This is a genomic window from Mesotoga sp. Brook.08.YT.4.2.5.2. (assembly GCF_003351125.1).
Lineage (GTDB): Bacteria > Thermotogota > Thermotogae > Petrotogales > Kosmotogaceae > Mesotoga.
In genome coordinates this window covers 25816-40550 of sequence record NZ_JPGZ01000031.1, presented here as the reverse complement: position 1 = coordinate 40550, position 14735 = coordinate 25816, and the positions used below count along the sequence as shown (strand labels likewise).

At 45.3% G+C, this 14735-nt stretch carries 13 protein-coding genes and 2 tRNA genes; 4 read left to right on the top strand and 11 right to left on the bottom strand.

The genetic code is table 11. The features are described 5' to 3' along the window. Positions 1-106: 106 nt before the first annotated feature. Positions 107-1501 (bottom strand): pyruvate carboxylase subunit B, encoded by a 1395-nt coding sequence (locus Q502_RS08020; protein WP_099829170.1) that lies wholly within the window; start codon positions 1499-1501, stop codon positions 107-109. Positions 1502-1549: 48 nt separating this feature from the next. Here Q502_RS08020 and mnmG point away from each other — a divergent pair, with 48 nt between their 5' ends. Continuing rightward, positions 1550-3436 (top strand): tRNA uridine-5-carboxymethylaminomethyl(34) synthesis enzyme MnmG, encoded by a 1887-nt coding sequence (mnmG, locus tag Q502_RS08015; protein ID WP_099829169.1) that lies wholly within the window; start codon positions 1550-1552, stop codon positions 3434-3436. Between the two features lie 21 nt (positions 3437-3457). On the opposite strand, the gene Q502_RS14290 is transcribed toward mnmG, so the two are convergent. Then, positions 3458-3631, bottom strand: a complete 174-nt coding sequence (locus Q502_RS14290; protein ID WP_165775337.1) for a hypothetical protein — start codon at positions 3629-3631, stop codon at positions 3458-3460. Positions 3632-3693: 62 nt separating this feature from the next. Between Q502_RS14290 and Q502_RS08010 the strand changes: the two genes are divergently transcribed. After that, a tRNA-Ile gene (locus Q502_RS08010) sits at positions 3694-3771 on the top strand. Between the two features lie 164 nt (positions 3772-3935). Here Q502_RS08010 and Q502_RS08005 read toward each other — a convergent pair. Together Q502_RS08005 and Q502_RS08000 are read right to left on the bottom strand one after the other, a co-directional pair. After that, positions 3936-5369: an amidohydrolase gene (locus Q502_RS08005; protein ID WP_099829168.1), complete on the bottom strand. Its 1434-nt coding sequence runs from the start codon at positions 5367-5369 to the stop codon at positions 3936-3938. Beyond that, positions 5366-6223 carry a pseudouridine-5'-phosphate glycosidase gene (locus Q502_RS08000; protein WP_099829211.1) on the bottom strand — a complete coding sequence of 286 codons (858 nt, stop codon included), beginning with the start codon at positions 6221-6223 and terminating at the stop codon, positions 5366-5368. Before Q502_RS08000 ends, Q502_RS08005 begins: the two co-directional genes overlap by 4 nt. A gap of 225 nt (positions 6224-6448) precedes the next feature. Here Q502_RS08000 and Q502_RS07995 point away from each other — a divergent pair. Beyond that, positions 6449-6523, top strand: a tRNA-Arg gene (locus tag Q502_RS07995). Positions 6524-6705: 182 nt separating this feature from the next. After that, positions 6706-7959, top strand: coding sequence for a Glu/Leu/Phe/Val dehydrogenase (locus Q502_RS07990; protein WP_099829167.1), 1254 nt, complete (start codon positions 6706-6708; stop codon positions 7957-7959). Between the two features lie 65 nt (positions 7960-8024). On the opposite strand, the gene Q502_RS07985 is transcribed toward Q502_RS07990, so the two are convergent. The 7 genes from Q502_RS07985 to Q502_RS07955 form a co-directional block, all read right to left on the bottom strand. Continuing rightward, positions 8025-8645, bottom strand: a complete 621-nt coding sequence (locus tag Q502_RS07985; protein ID WP_099829166.1) for a metallophosphoesterase family protein — start codon at positions 8643-8645, stop codon at positions 8025-8027. Continuing rightward, on the bottom strand, positions 8642-9259 hold the full coding sequence (locus Q502_RS07980; protein WP_099829165.1) for a hypothetical protein: 618 nt from the start codon (positions 9257-9259) through the stop codon (positions 8642-8644). The genes Q502_RS07985 and Q502_RS07980 overlap by 4 nt, the downstream gene beginning before the upstream one ends. Before the next feature lie 3 nt (positions 9260-9262). Next, the gene (locus Q502_RS07975; RefSeq protein WP_258553711.1) at positions 9263-11677 is read right to left on the bottom strand and encodes an RND family transporter; all 2415 of its coding nucleotides are present in this window, start codon (positions 11675-11677) and stop codon (positions 9263-9265) included. 100 nt (positions 11678-11777) lie between these two features. Next, positions 11778-12452: a hypothetical protein gene (locus tag Q502_RS07970; protein WP_099829164.1), complete on the bottom strand. Its 675-nt coding sequence runs from the start codon at positions 12450-12452 to the stop codon at positions 11778-11780. After that, positions 12449-13687, bottom strand: a complete 1239-nt coding sequence (locus tag Q502_RS07965) for a S41 family peptidase (RefSeq protein WP_099829163.1) — start codon at positions 13685-13687, stop codon at positions 12449-12451. The genes Q502_RS07970 and Q502_RS07965 overlap by 4 nt, the downstream gene beginning before the upstream one ends. After that, complete coding sequence (locus Q502_RS07960; protein WP_099829162.1) at positions 13680-14459, bottom strand: tRNA (adenine-N1)-methyltransferase; 780 nt, start codon at positions 14457-14459, stop codon at positions 13680-13682. Before Q502_RS07960 ends, Q502_RS07965 begins: the two co-directional genes overlap by 8 nt. Continuing rightward, complete coding sequence (locus Q502_RS07955) at positions 14460-14735, bottom strand: metal-sensitive transcriptional regulator (protein WP_099829161.1); 276 nt, start codon at positions 14733-14735, stop codon at positions 14460-14462.

Genomic DNA, 14735 nt, shown 5'->3' with positions numbered 1-14735 from the left:
ACAAAAAAAACGCCCCCATTCTTCATGAAGGCGCTAAGTAGTCTACAGTTGCCTCTTGTTAGCTTTAATATAGTTCTATCTTCGTGAATATTGTTAATACTACGAATCAAACTGGGTATACCGTTATCCCTTCTCTAAAATCCTTCGCGACTTCAAAGTCGACTCTGAGAGAATCTCTGTATCTCTGACTAAGATACTTCTTTCCAACTTCTCCAAGTAACAGGTATATAAGAAGATCCTCATCGCATTCGGCCAGCAGGCCGAGTTCGTTTCTTCCTTTTTCGACTTCTGGGTCAAGAGTGTCGCCCGGCCTATGAGAAATCGACTCTTCATCTCCCATAACTCTTGATTTCAGTGACTTGTCGATTTCTGCAGGAGGTGTTCCATAGAATCCCCTTATGTATCTTTCTACTTCTTTCGTGATCGTCTTGTATCTCTCGTTGTTCATAACATTCAAGACCGCTTGCACGCCCACTATTTGAGATGTTGGAGTAACAAGGGGGGGATAACCGAGATCAGCGCGTACCTGAGGAACTTCTTCGAGAACCTCTTCGAATCTGTCGCTCATGTTCTGAGATTTCAGTTGGTTTATTAGATTGGAGTACATTCCTCCCGGAATCTGATTTTCCAAAACTGAAGTGTTTATAGTGAAACCTGCATCAGTGCCACTGTGATTCTTCCTAACCCTTGAAAAGTAGTCGTTTATCTCTTTGAGTAGAGGGTAATTTGGCTTCTCTGAGAGCCCCATATCGTGTAATGTTGTCCATATGCTCTCGACACCAGGTTGTGAGGTTCCGAATCCCATTGAAGACGTGGCGGTGTCGAGAATATCGGCCCCGGCCTCAGCGCTCTTCAAGTAAGCCATATCGGCAATACCCGTTGTGAAATGAGAGTGTACCTCCAAAGGGATAGAGTGCCTCTTCTTGATCTCATTTACAAGAGTTGAAGCCGTTCCAGGCTTCAGAAGGCCTGCCATGTCCTTAATACAGAGAGAGTCTGCGCCCAAATCCGCAGCTTTGTCGGAGATCTTCACAAAGTAATCGATGTTATGAACGGGACTGGTTGTATACGACATTGCTACTTGAAGGTGCATTCCAGCATCCTTTACTGCGCTTGCCGACTTCTCCAGATTTCTTAGGTCGTTAAGGGCGTCAAAGATCCTTACAATATCAATCCCGTGATTTGCCATAGTCTTAACAAAGAGCTCTACAACATCATCTGCATAGTTTCTGTAACCGAGAAGATTTTGACCTCTTAGAAGCATCTGAAGCTTGGTATTCTTAAATCTCTCTTTGAGTACATCGAGTCTTTCCCAAGGATTTTCATTAAGGTATCTAACACAGGAGTCAAAGGTTGCTCCGCCCCAGACCTCCACTGCGTGGTAACCAACCTGATCGACAAGAGGAGCTATATCTGCCAACTCAGCTGTTGTGACCCTAGTGGCCAGAAGTGACTGGTGCGCATCTCTCATCGTAGTGTCAACGAAACGGACTTTTCTCAACTTAATGCCTCCTTTCTGTGTACAATACTATGATAGAGGAGTGATGTTATGCGATCAAATAAAAGAGATTACGAATTCGACATAATCGTCATAGGGGCCGGACATGCCGGTATCGAGGCCGCATTAGCTGGCGCGCGAATGGGCATGAGAACGCTTATTCTAAATATTAACCTCGACACGGTTGGTTGGACGCCCTGCAATCCGGCTGTGGGGGGCCCAGCGAAAGGCATTGTCGTAAGAGAGATAGACGCGCTCGGTGGGGAGATTGCCAAGTCAACAGATAAGGCATCACTCAATATAAGAGTTCTAAACACCAGCAAAGGAGCCGCCGTCAGAGCACTGAGATCTCAGGTGGACAAGAACAGGTATAGCCAGATAATGAAGAGAATACTTGAGATGCAGGAAAATCTGCACTTGCAGTCTGGAATTGTGAAGTCCATAGAAGTGGATAAGGGTCGTGTAAGAGGCATCACGACGCACTTTGGCCTCAGGTACTCTGCACGTTCTGTAATAGTTGCTTCGGGCACCTTTCTTGGAGGGAAGATATTCATCGGACCACAGGAGTTTCCCGCAGGAAGGCTTGGTGAGTTTCCAGCAACCGAGCTAACTGCATCGCTTAAAGCTTTGGGGTTCGAAGTCAGACGTTTCAAGACTGGGACCCCTGCAAGAATAGCAGGCAGATCAATCGATTTCTCCAGTATGGAGCGTCAGGGTACCTCAAATACCCCGCTTTGTTTCTCATACTTTTCCGAGCCCTTTGTCCTTGAAGACGATCATCCGTGCTGGCTGACCAGGACAAATGAGAGAACACACGACATCATCAAGAGAGACCTCAGATTCTCGCCGCTGTACGGGGATGTTAAGCTTATCGATTCAAAGGGACCGAGATACTGCCCTTCGATTGAGGATAAGGTGATCAAGTTCTCTGATAAGAGTAGCCATCAATTGTTTGTTGAACCCGAGAGTGCTTTGAGCGACGAGTACTATTTGAACGGTCTTTCAACCAGCCTTCCTTTCGAGACACAGCTGGAAATGATCAGAACAATAAAGGGGCTTGAGAGGGCGGAAATCGTCAGGCCGGCTTATGCTGTCGAGTACGACTATATAGATCCGACTCAGTTGTACTCAACGCTGGAGAGCAAATTAGTCGAGAATCTGTATTTCGCTGGTCAGGTAAACGGGACCAGTGGTTACGAGGAAGCTGCCGGTCAGGGTTTGATCGCGGGAATCAACGCATCAGCGAAGCTGCATGGCGGGAAGCAGCTTGTACTAAGTCGATCGGAAGCTTATATTGGAGTTATGATCGACGATCTTGTGACGAAGGGAGTGGATGAACCTTATAGACTTCTCACGTCAAGAGCGGAGTACAGATTGCTTCTCAGGCACGATAATGCGCACATAAGGCTTACAGAGTACGGTCATGAATACGGACTAGTGCCCGACTGGTTCAGTGAGAAGGTATCCCGATTAGCAAACCAGACCAGGAATCAGGTCTTAAGACTTGAAAGAGTGACCGTCAGACCTTCTGAAAGGTTGAACCAGCTATTAATTAGTAAGAGGAGTTCGAGACTTGATACGCCCGCAAAGCTTTCGGGTCTGCTAAAAAGATCGGGAGTTGAGTACAGGGACCTTTCAGATTACGATCCCGAACCGATTGTTGATGATGAAGTGATAGAACAAGTTGAAATAGAGATCAAGTACAGTGGATATATTAAGCGTCTTAGGGAAGAGGTCAAGAGACTTGAAGAGCTCGAGGGAGATCAAATCCCCTCCAACTTAGATTATGGTGAAGTATCCAACCTCTCAACAGAAGGAAGAGAAAAGCTGAAAAGAACAAAGCCTACAACGATAGGCCAAGCAACGAGAATACCCGGCTTGACACCCTCAGACATCATGAATCTATCTTTTCATCTCAAGCATCACAACCAGAAATAAGATCCGAGTTGGGTTCTGGTTTTATCGCGAGAGCAAGGTCTGTAAAGTTTTTTCCAGATCTCTATGTTCAATTGACTTTCCGTCTTTCAGAAGAGAGAACGCGGCCTTTATTACAAGAACCCTAGGATACTTCACAGTCATTTCCTGAACCGGATCTGCAGATATCCGAAGACCCACAGAGCTGTTGTTTAGCATTGGACCATCTCCTGAACCTCTTGACACAAGTCATGAGGAATATTATAATCAATTTTGTGTCTGGGCTCGTAGCTCAGTTTGGTTAGAGCTTCCGGCTCATAACCGGGCGGTCGGTGGTTCGACTCCACCCGAGCCCACCAGACTCGGCGGCTTATGCCGCCTTTTTCTGTACTAATTTTAGCAGTTTTGCCAGTGTTCTTCAAGATAGTTTTCTTATATTTAACATATAAGTGACGAAGCGTAAAGAAAGTAGATGAAGCATTTATGTACAATACGAGTTACGGTTTACGGTTCGAGACTGATTTCATTCTAGTGTATGCACTAACCTTCCTGAAACAAATGTCATGTCCGCGAAAGTATCTTCTCTCGTCTTTAAGAGATCTGAGCCGGTTACGAAGAAATCTGCTGGGTCCCCTGGATTGAGCGCGAAGGATCTGACACTGTTTGCTAGAGTGTGTCCGGCTTTGCTATACATCTCTATGCTGTCCTTTCTGGAGAAGAATCTATCGGCCGAAACGAGGTTCTTGACTACCGAAGTGCTCTCTACCGGTGAGTCGGTTGAGAAGGCAACAACTACTCCCATATCTCTCATCTTTCCAAACGGGTAGGCATCTTTGATCCGGATCGGCCCGAACCTCTCCGGTGCAATTGTGCTGTCAGAGTCAACGAAAACCGGTTGAATCGATGCGGTTAGTCTCTGGCCGGCAATCCTTCTTATCTGGTCCTCAGACGCGATCTGAACGTGAATTAGTCTATGCTTGAGAGTTTCACTGTTCGATCCTTCAAAAGCCAAGAGGGCCTCTTCCAGTGACCGATCTCCTATAACATGTACGCAGACCTGAATTCCTTCTCTGTCTGCTCTCCTCACGATCGGCCTAAGATCATCGGCAGTCATATATAGGACGCCGGTTTCGGTCGGAGAATCGTGGTAAGGCTCAATCATCGCCGCCGTTCTTGCTCCGAGCGACCCGTCAAGATACATCTTTGCAGCTCTCAGTCGGAAGAAATCAGTTTCGAATTGCCTGCCATGTTTGATCAATTCCAGATCTTCTTTTCTGGAGATGCAGAGCTTTTCGTAGACTCTCATTTTGTTCGCGCTCGAGAGAGCCTCCATAAGGAGTTCATAATCTATGCCGTGATAATCGTCACTGTGTACCGAAGTCACTCCATATTTCAAAAAGGACCTTGTTCCCGCTTCAATCGCTTCTCTGACTTCAGCAGGAGAGAGTTTTGCTATCCGGTCCATCTCCTCTAGAGCTCTCTCCTTGAGTATTCCAAGATCGATGTCCGAACCATCAAGACCGTGAAGTCTTTCAAGGTCTAATAGCTTTATCAGGGACGAGTTTACGCAGGCGATATGTCCGCACCTTCTGGTAATAATCGTTGGTTCTGAAGTGATGAGATCAAGCTTTCCTCTCACGGGCATAAACCCTAACACTTCCTGATCCCAGCCTCTAGCTCTTACTATCCTTCGATCAACGCTCAACCTATCGGCAAGCGATTCGATAGAGCTGCAGCCCTCTAGATCAACCTCCAGAGACTTTCTTCCCGTTCCAATGAGGTGTGCATGCGAGTCGACAAATCCAGGGTAAACGAATTTGCCTGAAATATCTATCTCTTGAGCACCATAAGGAGTATCTGCAGAGAATTCTCCTGAGTCAATGTAGAGGTCCTTGCAAGAATAAGCTCCGGTCTCTTCCAAATAGACAAATCCGCCTTTCAAGGAGTAACCGTTCATAGTTCTTCTCCCGAGTTAGCGGCTATAAGACCACCGAGCGCGGCATTGTTTATCAGTAGGGAAATGTTTGCATCAAGTGTCTTCCCTCCTGACAGCAGCGCGAGTTTGCCGAGCAGATATGGAGTGAGAGTCTTCCCCGAGATCCCTTCTTCTACGGCTGCTTTTAGAGCGGATTCAATGAGAGCGCTCAATTCATCGTAGTCCATAGAGTCCATTTCGGGAATAGGATTAGCTACTAGCAGTCCGCCCTCTATTCCAAGCCTTTCTTTTTCTTTCAGAATCATCACTGCCTCTTTTGGGGAGTCTATGGTTAGATTGATTTTGTAAGGGCTTTTTGAGCAGTGGAAGAACGGGAAACAATCGGTCTTGTAACCAACGATTGTTACTCCGAAGGTTTCAAGAAACTCCAGGGTCTTTGGTACGTCAAGAATGCTCTTCACGCCTGCCGATATTACGATCATTCTAGTTCTCGAAAGCTCTATGATGTCTTGAGAGACATCCCAATCTACTCCTCTGTGAACTCCTCCGATTCCCCCCGTAGCGAATACAGAGATTCCATTCAACTTTGCAATAGCCATTGTAGCGCTGACGGTCGTTGCTGCATCTCTCTTCATCGCTGTTGCGTAGGATATCTCTGCAGTACCAACCTTGAGGACATTTCGACCCGTTCCAAGTCTTCTCATCTCTTCCTCGTTTACACCCACGATAATTCTTCCGTCTAGAATTCCTATGGTTTTTGGTATTCCGCCATTTTCTTTGACTGCCCGCTCCATGTTCAGAGCAGTTTCGAAGTTAATACCTTGTGGAAGGCCGTGAGCTATAACTGTAGATTCAAGAGCTACAACTCTTTTCAACAATATTCACCTCTCATAATTCTCATATGCGGCAAGCTGTGTACAAAACTTTTCAGACAACCAGAACAGCTGCAAACACAGGTTTCAAAGAACTGTTGAAGCAGGCTCTAAGAAGTCTGTCCAATCAATTTTAACAGAACGTCACGTAATGTATGATAATTAAATCTACTCAAAAAGTCGCGTCATTGAAAAGCCGGAACCATGATGCTATAATTTCCACGATGTGCCCCTATAGTTCAACGGATAGAACAGCGGATTCCTAATCCGCAGATGAAGGTTCGATTCCTTCTGGGGGTACCAGCGCGAGGTTTTCCTCGCCTTTTTTATTGGTAATTAGCATAATGGAAACTGGTACAGAAAAGGCTACTTAGAGTACGTTAATTAGCTGTAGACGGTGCCATTCGCCCGTACATCGATTTGAGAAGTATTCATTATGATCATAGAATTCTAATGAAGAACACCAATATGGAGGAGGTATTCTCGTGGCCGAAACAAGTCTGTTCCAAAATGCACTTAAGCAGTTCAATAAAGCTGCCGATGTCATGGATCTTAGCCAGAGCATGAGGCAGGTCTTGTCTTTTCCGAAAAGAGAGCTAACTGTGAATTTCCCCGTAAGAATGGATAACGGGGAAATCAAGGTCTTCACTGGGCACAGGGTACAGCACAATGTAGCCAGAGGTCCGGCAAAGGGAGGAATCAGGTACCATCAGAACGTTACTCTCGATGAAGTGAAGGCACTGGCTTTCTGGATGACATGGAAATGCGCGGTAGTTGGTATCCCGTACGGAGGTGGAAAGGGCGGAGTTTGTGTGAACCCTCAAGAGCTTTCAATCAACGAGATTGAAAGACTTTCAAGGAGATTCTTCTCAGAGATTCAGATCATAATAGGTGAAGGAGAAGACATTCCTGCGCCAGACGTAAATACTAACGCTCAGATAATGGCCTGGTACATGGACACATACTCCATGAACATTGGTCATTCAGTTCTCGGAATCGTTACAGGCAAGCCTCTGGAAATAGGTGGTTCTAAGGGAAGAACGGAAGCAACGGGTCGCGGAGTAAGAGTGGTTGCCGAAGAGGCTCTAAAGTACAAAGACATGGATCCAAAGCAGGCGAAGGTGGCCGTTCAGGGATTCGGAAACGTAGGATCGTTTGCGGCGAAGCTAATAGATGAAGAGATGGGTTCAAAAGTCATCGGTGTGAGTGATGTTTCTGGTGGACTTTATAATCCTGAGGGTTTCGACATTGATGATCTGATCGCATACAGGGATCAGAACAACGGAGTGATCGAGGGCTACCCGAAGGGACAGAAGATCAGTAACGAAGACCTGCTCGGACTCGATGTGGATATCCTCGTTCCAGCAGCTCTTGAGAATGCGATTACTGAGAAGAATGCAAAGAACATAAAGGCAAGAATAATCGTCGAGGGCGCAAACGGTCCTATGACACCGGAAGCGGAAGACATAGTTCTTGGAAACAAGATCTTCGTTGTTCCCGACTTCCTGGCAAATGCCGGAGGAGTCACAGTCTCATATTTCGAATGGGTACAGGGACTACAGCATTATTTCTGGGATGTGGAGGACGTAAGAAGAGCTCTCCAAAAGATAATGAGAGAGGCTTTCGCTTCCGTAGCATCGACAATGAACAGGTACAACATCGATATGAGAACTGCCGCATATGTTGACTCTATAGAGAAGGTTGCTCACGCCACAAAACTCAGAGGAATCTATCCCTGATATATCTGCTGTCAGATTCACGGAGCGGAAGAATTGTCTTCCGCTCTTTTTATATGTTGGGAGAATCAGAGTCGCTCAGATAAGTAGAAGTTGTCGTCGACTCTGTAAGCCGTCAAATAGCCTCCATAAACACAGCCAGTGTCTATACCGATCTTTCCTTCTTGAATTAGAGGGCCGCTAATTAAGGGTGTATGACCAAACACAACCGTACGGTTCCTGATAGGGTTTGGCGTCTCCAGAAATGGTTCTCGGATCCACAGAAGATCCTTTGAATTCTGCTTCTTCAAGGAGATTCCCGGCCGTACCCCGGCATGAACGAAAATGAAGTTGTTCTCTTCGTAGTGAAGAACAGTCTCGTTGAGAAACTCAATATGGTATTCTGGAACAGATCTAATACTCCCATAACTTCTGATTGTTGTTTCCATCCCGTTATAAGCCCAGATCGTAGATCCTTCGGCGCCTCTCAGATAATCAAGGAACATCTGCTCGTGGTTACCTCGAATGAAATGACAGTCATGGTTTACGGAAAGTGATATCAGAAAATCGATGACTCCCCTGGGGTTCGGTCCACGGTCCACATAATCACCAATGAAAACAAGAGTGTCGTCAGCTTTGAGATCGATCGCCTTTATAAGTCTTTTGAGCGGTGAAAGGCAACCGTGTATGTCACCGATTGCATAGGTCAACCGAGAAATCTCCTCATAAAGAGTTGCCAGAGAAAGGATATTACAATTCCTGCAAGCGGGCTAATTATCCATTCTTTCTTGGAGTCCCTTGAAAAGACTGCCCGGAAAGCAAGCCCGGCAGCAACCGAGATAATGACCCAAGTCCAGTGATTTGCAAGAATGAAGATAAATATAGACATTCTCTCAGCGATTCCGATTGAGTCGGTAGCCTCTTCCGGCACTATGGCCCCTCGAAGAAAGTAAGTGACACCCACGGTTACCAGAAGCATTCCCATGAGATACCAGGAAAACTCAACAGTGACAAATGATTCTACGAGGAAGCTTCTTCCCAGTAAGGTGAAAAAAAGCAGCAGGAAAAACGCAATGACTTCGATCAAGAGGTTTGGCAACCTCTTGCGGCCCATGTCAACAGTGACTGTCAGGCCGACAGAAAGTATCAGTAAAAGTATTCCAAGAGGGCTTGATAGAAAGACGTCGAAAGTGAAGGCAAGAAAGATCAGAACGACCCAAATGAAATGCATCCAGAACTTCTTATCATCCATCTTTGCAAGCTTTCGATTATTTACAAATGCATGATCAACTACATAGTAAGCCACCAGAAGATGTAATGGCATATCTCAACCTCCGATCTTTTTTTTGCTGTTCCATGGTAGCACAGGAACTAGAAAGGTTGCAACAACAAGTGCGACAAGAACCCCAAATCCGAGGCTTACACCGAATGTGCTCAGGAGTTTTCCCCTTGCAAAAATGAATGAGAAGAAGGTTAGCATAGTCGTTGCCGAAGACATGGTTATTGATTTTAGGGTTCTGGCCAGCTCTGTGTTCTTCTTCTCCCTAGAACTATGTATAACGTAAACAAGTGAGTCCACACCAATTCCAATTATCAGCGGGGCAGAGATTACAGTTACAAAAGTCGTCTCAATTCCCATCAATTCCATTAAACCAAACATCGACATCAAAATTCCGACCATTAGAACTAATGTTTTGAGTCCGTCTATGATGGACTTTCTTTCGATAGAAACGACGACAAAGATTGCTACGAAGGCAACCAGACATATTGGAAGGGAGATGATTCTCACAAGGTCCATCAGGTAATGGAAGACTTTGGGATACCCTCCGAAAGAAGCTCTGAGTTCAGGACTGAGACTGTCGTAAATAATCTTTATGACGTTGTTTCTATAGATCATCGATAATGGTTCTGAGTTCATAACAAAATACGTCTCACCATTGGCAGCCTCGTAGAGAAGCTGATCTCTCAGGCTTTCCGGTATGACCTCGGTAGCAAGGTCAATAAGATCATTCGAGCCTTCAATGGATTCCGCTCTGTCAAGGAGTTCTACAACGAAGTCATAGTAATTTGCTTTCTTGAAAACGGCCTCAATTAACGGAGAGTCTCTCAGCGCATTGATTTCCCTGGTAACTTGCTGCATCTGATTAATGTAATCTCCCTCTCCTCCTTCGATAACAGAAAGTATTGAGAAGGAGCTCTTGAAATTCGGATTCTGATCGATTTCCTCATGCGCCCTTCTTAGAGAATCTATATCTGGAAGTATAAATGGCACTGTGTTTATAATGCTTCCCCCGAAGGTTCTTTCAATTAGGCTGGGAACTGCGATCTGTTCTGAGTCGGTTGACATCAATCCGGGAGGAGTATAGGAAAAGCTTCTAATATTGTTCAAACCAAGATAACTGAGCATCAGGATAAGCATGAAGACAACTCCTCCGAAAACGACGCCGAATTTCAAGATTACCTTCGAGATTCTCAGGAAAAATCTGTCGAGCAGGTGAATGTTTGCCTTCTTTTCAGGATTTATTACGGTCATGATCGAAATTGCCGGGAGATAGACTGTCATTACGATAAAGAAGACAACAATACCGATTGCAGAGAGAATCCCCAGTTCTCTAATGGCCGGGGAGCTGATTACTGCAAGGATCATGAAGACAAGAGCTGTCGTTATCATGCTTGCCGAAAGAGGCTTTATAAGAGCTTTATAGGAGCTGTACAATAGAGTTACCGGGTTCTTCTCTCTGTTTGCACCATCCGAAAGTCTGGTTATCATATGTATTCCATAGTCGATTCCCAGTCCAAGCGTTATGGCGGTGACGAAGGTAGTGATGATGTTTAGAGAGCCGAAGATTACGTAAGCAAGGCCGAGAGTGATGAACATCGAAATAGCCAGTGAAGAGAAAACGCAAAGGGTAACCTTCCAGCTTGAATAGGCAATGAAGAAGAGAAGAGAGATTCCTGCAAGCGACAGCACTGTTGTCAGCATGAAATCATCACTTACTTGCCTGTGCGAGTCGTAAGTTCCGAAGTGATCTCCTGCCATTCCATAAGTTACTCCGTGAACTCCGCAAACACCATCAAGCCACTCTCTTAGTGCTGGAATCACTCTTTTCACGTATGATACATCGGAAGAAGGCCCATCGAGCCTGATACCCATAACCAAAACCATCGGGTCGTTAACAGGAATTGATTCTGGAAGTCTTATGAAGCTGAAGAAGTCTTCTCCTTCCGGTTCGTTTGCAACTAGTCCTTTGAGGTCCTCAAAACCGAGCAACATCTGTCCAAGGCTTCGAATAGCAGAGAAATCGTAGTTGACGAGTCTTTGGACGGTCCTTGAAAGATCCTGATCTCGATTTCTGATTGAGGAGAGTTGTCCTGGATCGACCATTAGGAGGCCCAGAGGCCCGAGATCAGACATTAGATCGAACCTCACAAAGGATTCGATACTCCTGAATTCGTTCGATCCTTCGTAAATCCCTCTCGCAGCCGAAATAAGATTCTCTATTCCCTTTTCAGTTTTGTCTTGTGTTTGCAGAACGATGTAAGTGACGTCGCCAGAAGTGTCTCCGTTTATGAAGCGATTGTACTGCTTCACGACAGGATCGTCCTGTGGAAGAATCTTAAGCAGATCTGAATCAATATTCAGTTTCAATGAAAGGTATGCACCAAATGCGCCAAGAATTACGAAAAACACTACTACTGCTGCACGGTGTCTTACCACGAACTCACTCAATCTCTGCAACAAATAATCACTCTCAGTCATTTCTTCTAAATTGAACAAGCAACTCTAGTATATCAACTTTTGCATGGCCAGAGATCGATATTAAGCGACCAAAGCTGAGTGTTCAGTCCCTGATAAGAAAATATCTGACCGGAAGAAATGGTATCGAGTATCTCTCGACCGTCTGTAAGAAGGATTCGCTAATAGTCGCGCCTTCTCTGAGAACCACAATGGGTCCACTGCCGGAGAAAACATCTGAAACGAACCTTCCAGGACTGAGAGAGTGCATATAATGGACTCTGGCGAATTCGAACCCTTCTTCCTGCAATGAATTGAAGTCTGATTCCATAACGATTGTGTAGCCGGGGATATAACTTAGTCGGAAAGCTCCGTAGTCGATGAACTCCAGCCTGGTTACAACTGAACCGAAAAAGTCGATTGTCTCTCTTTCTCTTGAACCTTGTTTTCCGCTTTCAATGACAAAAAGTGTCTGCAATCTCGAGAAGGTTTCAAAGTATGGACTGACAAACGTTCTCATCCCGTTTTCAGTAGACATTATCCAGGGTCCTACGTTTTCCTTCTCTAGCTGTTTAAGTACAGAGCTGAACTCCTCAACTGCTTCGAGATGATTCTTGAAACCTTCAAGCACCGGCAGAAACTTGTTTCTAAGAAAGAAGTCGGGAGCGGCACTCCGTCTCCCGATATTCTGAAGAGCTTCCAGATTAACATACAATATCACCAAAAGCCCGAAAATCAGGGCAATTAGCGAAATTGCGATTGGCAAACTTGCGATTCTCAATTTACGGTCTTCACTCCTAGACTTTCGAGGATTATCTCGATTGCTTTTAAAAGTTGAAGATCATGTTCGATGTCTATAGTGGCTTTGGATAGTGTTAGTTCGCTTCCGTCCTCTTCAAGGACATCATCACCCGGTTCAACGATGATATCTGGTTCTATACCCTGAAGATGAATATCATTACCATCTGGAGTGAAATAATGAGCAGTTGGTAGCCATATTTCGCCTCCATTGGAAAGATTGAAAACAGTCTGAACTGCCGCCTTCCCAAAGGTCTTTGTTCCGATAACCGTTGCCAGTCCGTGATCTTTCAACGCTCCAGTAAGTATCTCTGAGGCCGATGCGCTTCCTTCATTAACAAGCAAAACGATTGGTTTGTCTTTGAAGTAGGCATTGTATCTGGATCCCCATGAGTTGTATATTTCTTCCTGACCGTCTCTGTACCTAATCGTTATTACTCTCTGGCCTTTGGGCAGAATGAGAGATGAGATGTTCAGAACACTTTGCAGAAGTCCGCCTGGGTTGTTTCGCAGATCGATTATGTAGGCCTCGCTGTTTCTGCTAAGGTTTAGAGCATCCTGGAATTCATCGTAGGTTGGCGCGTTGAAGCCCGTAATGTGTATATAAGAGATTTCGATATCTTCAATATCTATCAACTCACTCTTTACGCTCCTTATTTCAATGAATGCCCTGGTAATTTCAACGAAGAAAGGCTCAGTGAGAGTTTCTCTGTAGACCTCCAAAACCACTTGGGTATCGGGGTCTCCTCTGAGCATGTTGACGGCACCGTAATAGCCGACATCGGAAATTGGTACTCCATCTATTGTAAGAATCAAGTCGCCGGGTCTTAGGCCCACTCTTTCTGACGGGCTCCCGGCCATAGGTGCCACCACTTCAAGACAATCAAATTTAATGTTGTACTGAACAGTAGAACCAATACCTCCATACTTGGAGCTTGTGTCAAGCTCATTCTCCCTGGTTTGAACGGGATCAAAATACCATGCAAATGGATCATCGAGTCCACGCATCGTACCTGTTAAAGTTTCGTTGAGCACATCGTCATAATCTACTTTGTCAATGTCGTAGTAGTTTCGTTCTATATATGTAAGTATCTGAAACACAGGACTGAACTTCTCGAACATCTCATCGTCCGTCATAGTTGTAAATGCCCCCAGGAAGAAGACCGCAATAAGAACCGCGATCGACGCCGTTATCCTAAAGGCTTTCTTCTTAGTCATGCAACTTCCTCCCTTCTACTTTTATACCGAACACCAGGTATGTAGTATGGCCGACCATTCTGTCTTCCGGCCTAAACCTTTCGGGATTGGTCTTATAGCTTCTTGCCATTATCTCCCATACCTGAACATCGATAACTCCTAGATTCCTAAGAATCCCGATCGTTTCTTGAACCTGGTTGGCTGTAGGGCATAGAACGCAGATCCTACCGCTTCTCTTCAGGATAGTTGTCGAAGTCTCAAGAGAAGTAGAAGGTTCGGGAACATCAAGAAAGAAGGCATCGGCTACCTTACTGTCTTTGCATTCTACAATATCTCCCGCTACGAAGTTCACCCTTTCTGCAAATCCAAGGTGCCCGACATTCTTCTTGGCCTTCTCTAAGAAGTCTGATCTCTTCTCGTAGGTGACGACTCTGCCAGACTCACCTACTTGACGAGAGAAGACTGAAGTCATTACACCAGTACCCGTTCCGGCTTCGTAGACAACGTCACCCGGTTTTATGTCCAGGTTTAAGAGAATGAACGCAATATCCTTTGGGTAAACGATCTGAGTTGATCTTCTCAACGAAAAGATTCCGTCGATGATAGACGGTTTTATCAAATACGCATCTCTCAGACCAAGACTGATCCTCTCTCCGAACTCCTTGCCTACAATTGAATCAATCATTAGGTTTCCATAGTGAGTCTTGAGAACTGTCCCTTTCTCGACCTCAGAGAAGTACTTTGTTTCTTCATCTTCAAGCAGGATCAGTACTTTGTCACCGTATTCAATCATCTAGACTCCTCTGAGTTTTATTATGTTCTCAATCAGGCTATCGAGTTCTTCGATTTGGCCAGATTCACTGGCTTCGACAACGCACTTTCTTGCGTAGCCTTTGACAATCATCTCCGATACTCTTGAAAGAGCCGAGTTCACTGCAGAGACCTGAGTAAGAATGTCTCCACAAACCCTGTCGTTTTCAACCATTTTCTGCAGGCCTCTGATCTGGCCTTCGATCCTCTTCAACCTATTCAAGACCGCTTTCCTGGTCTCTTCATCAACTCCGTGCAT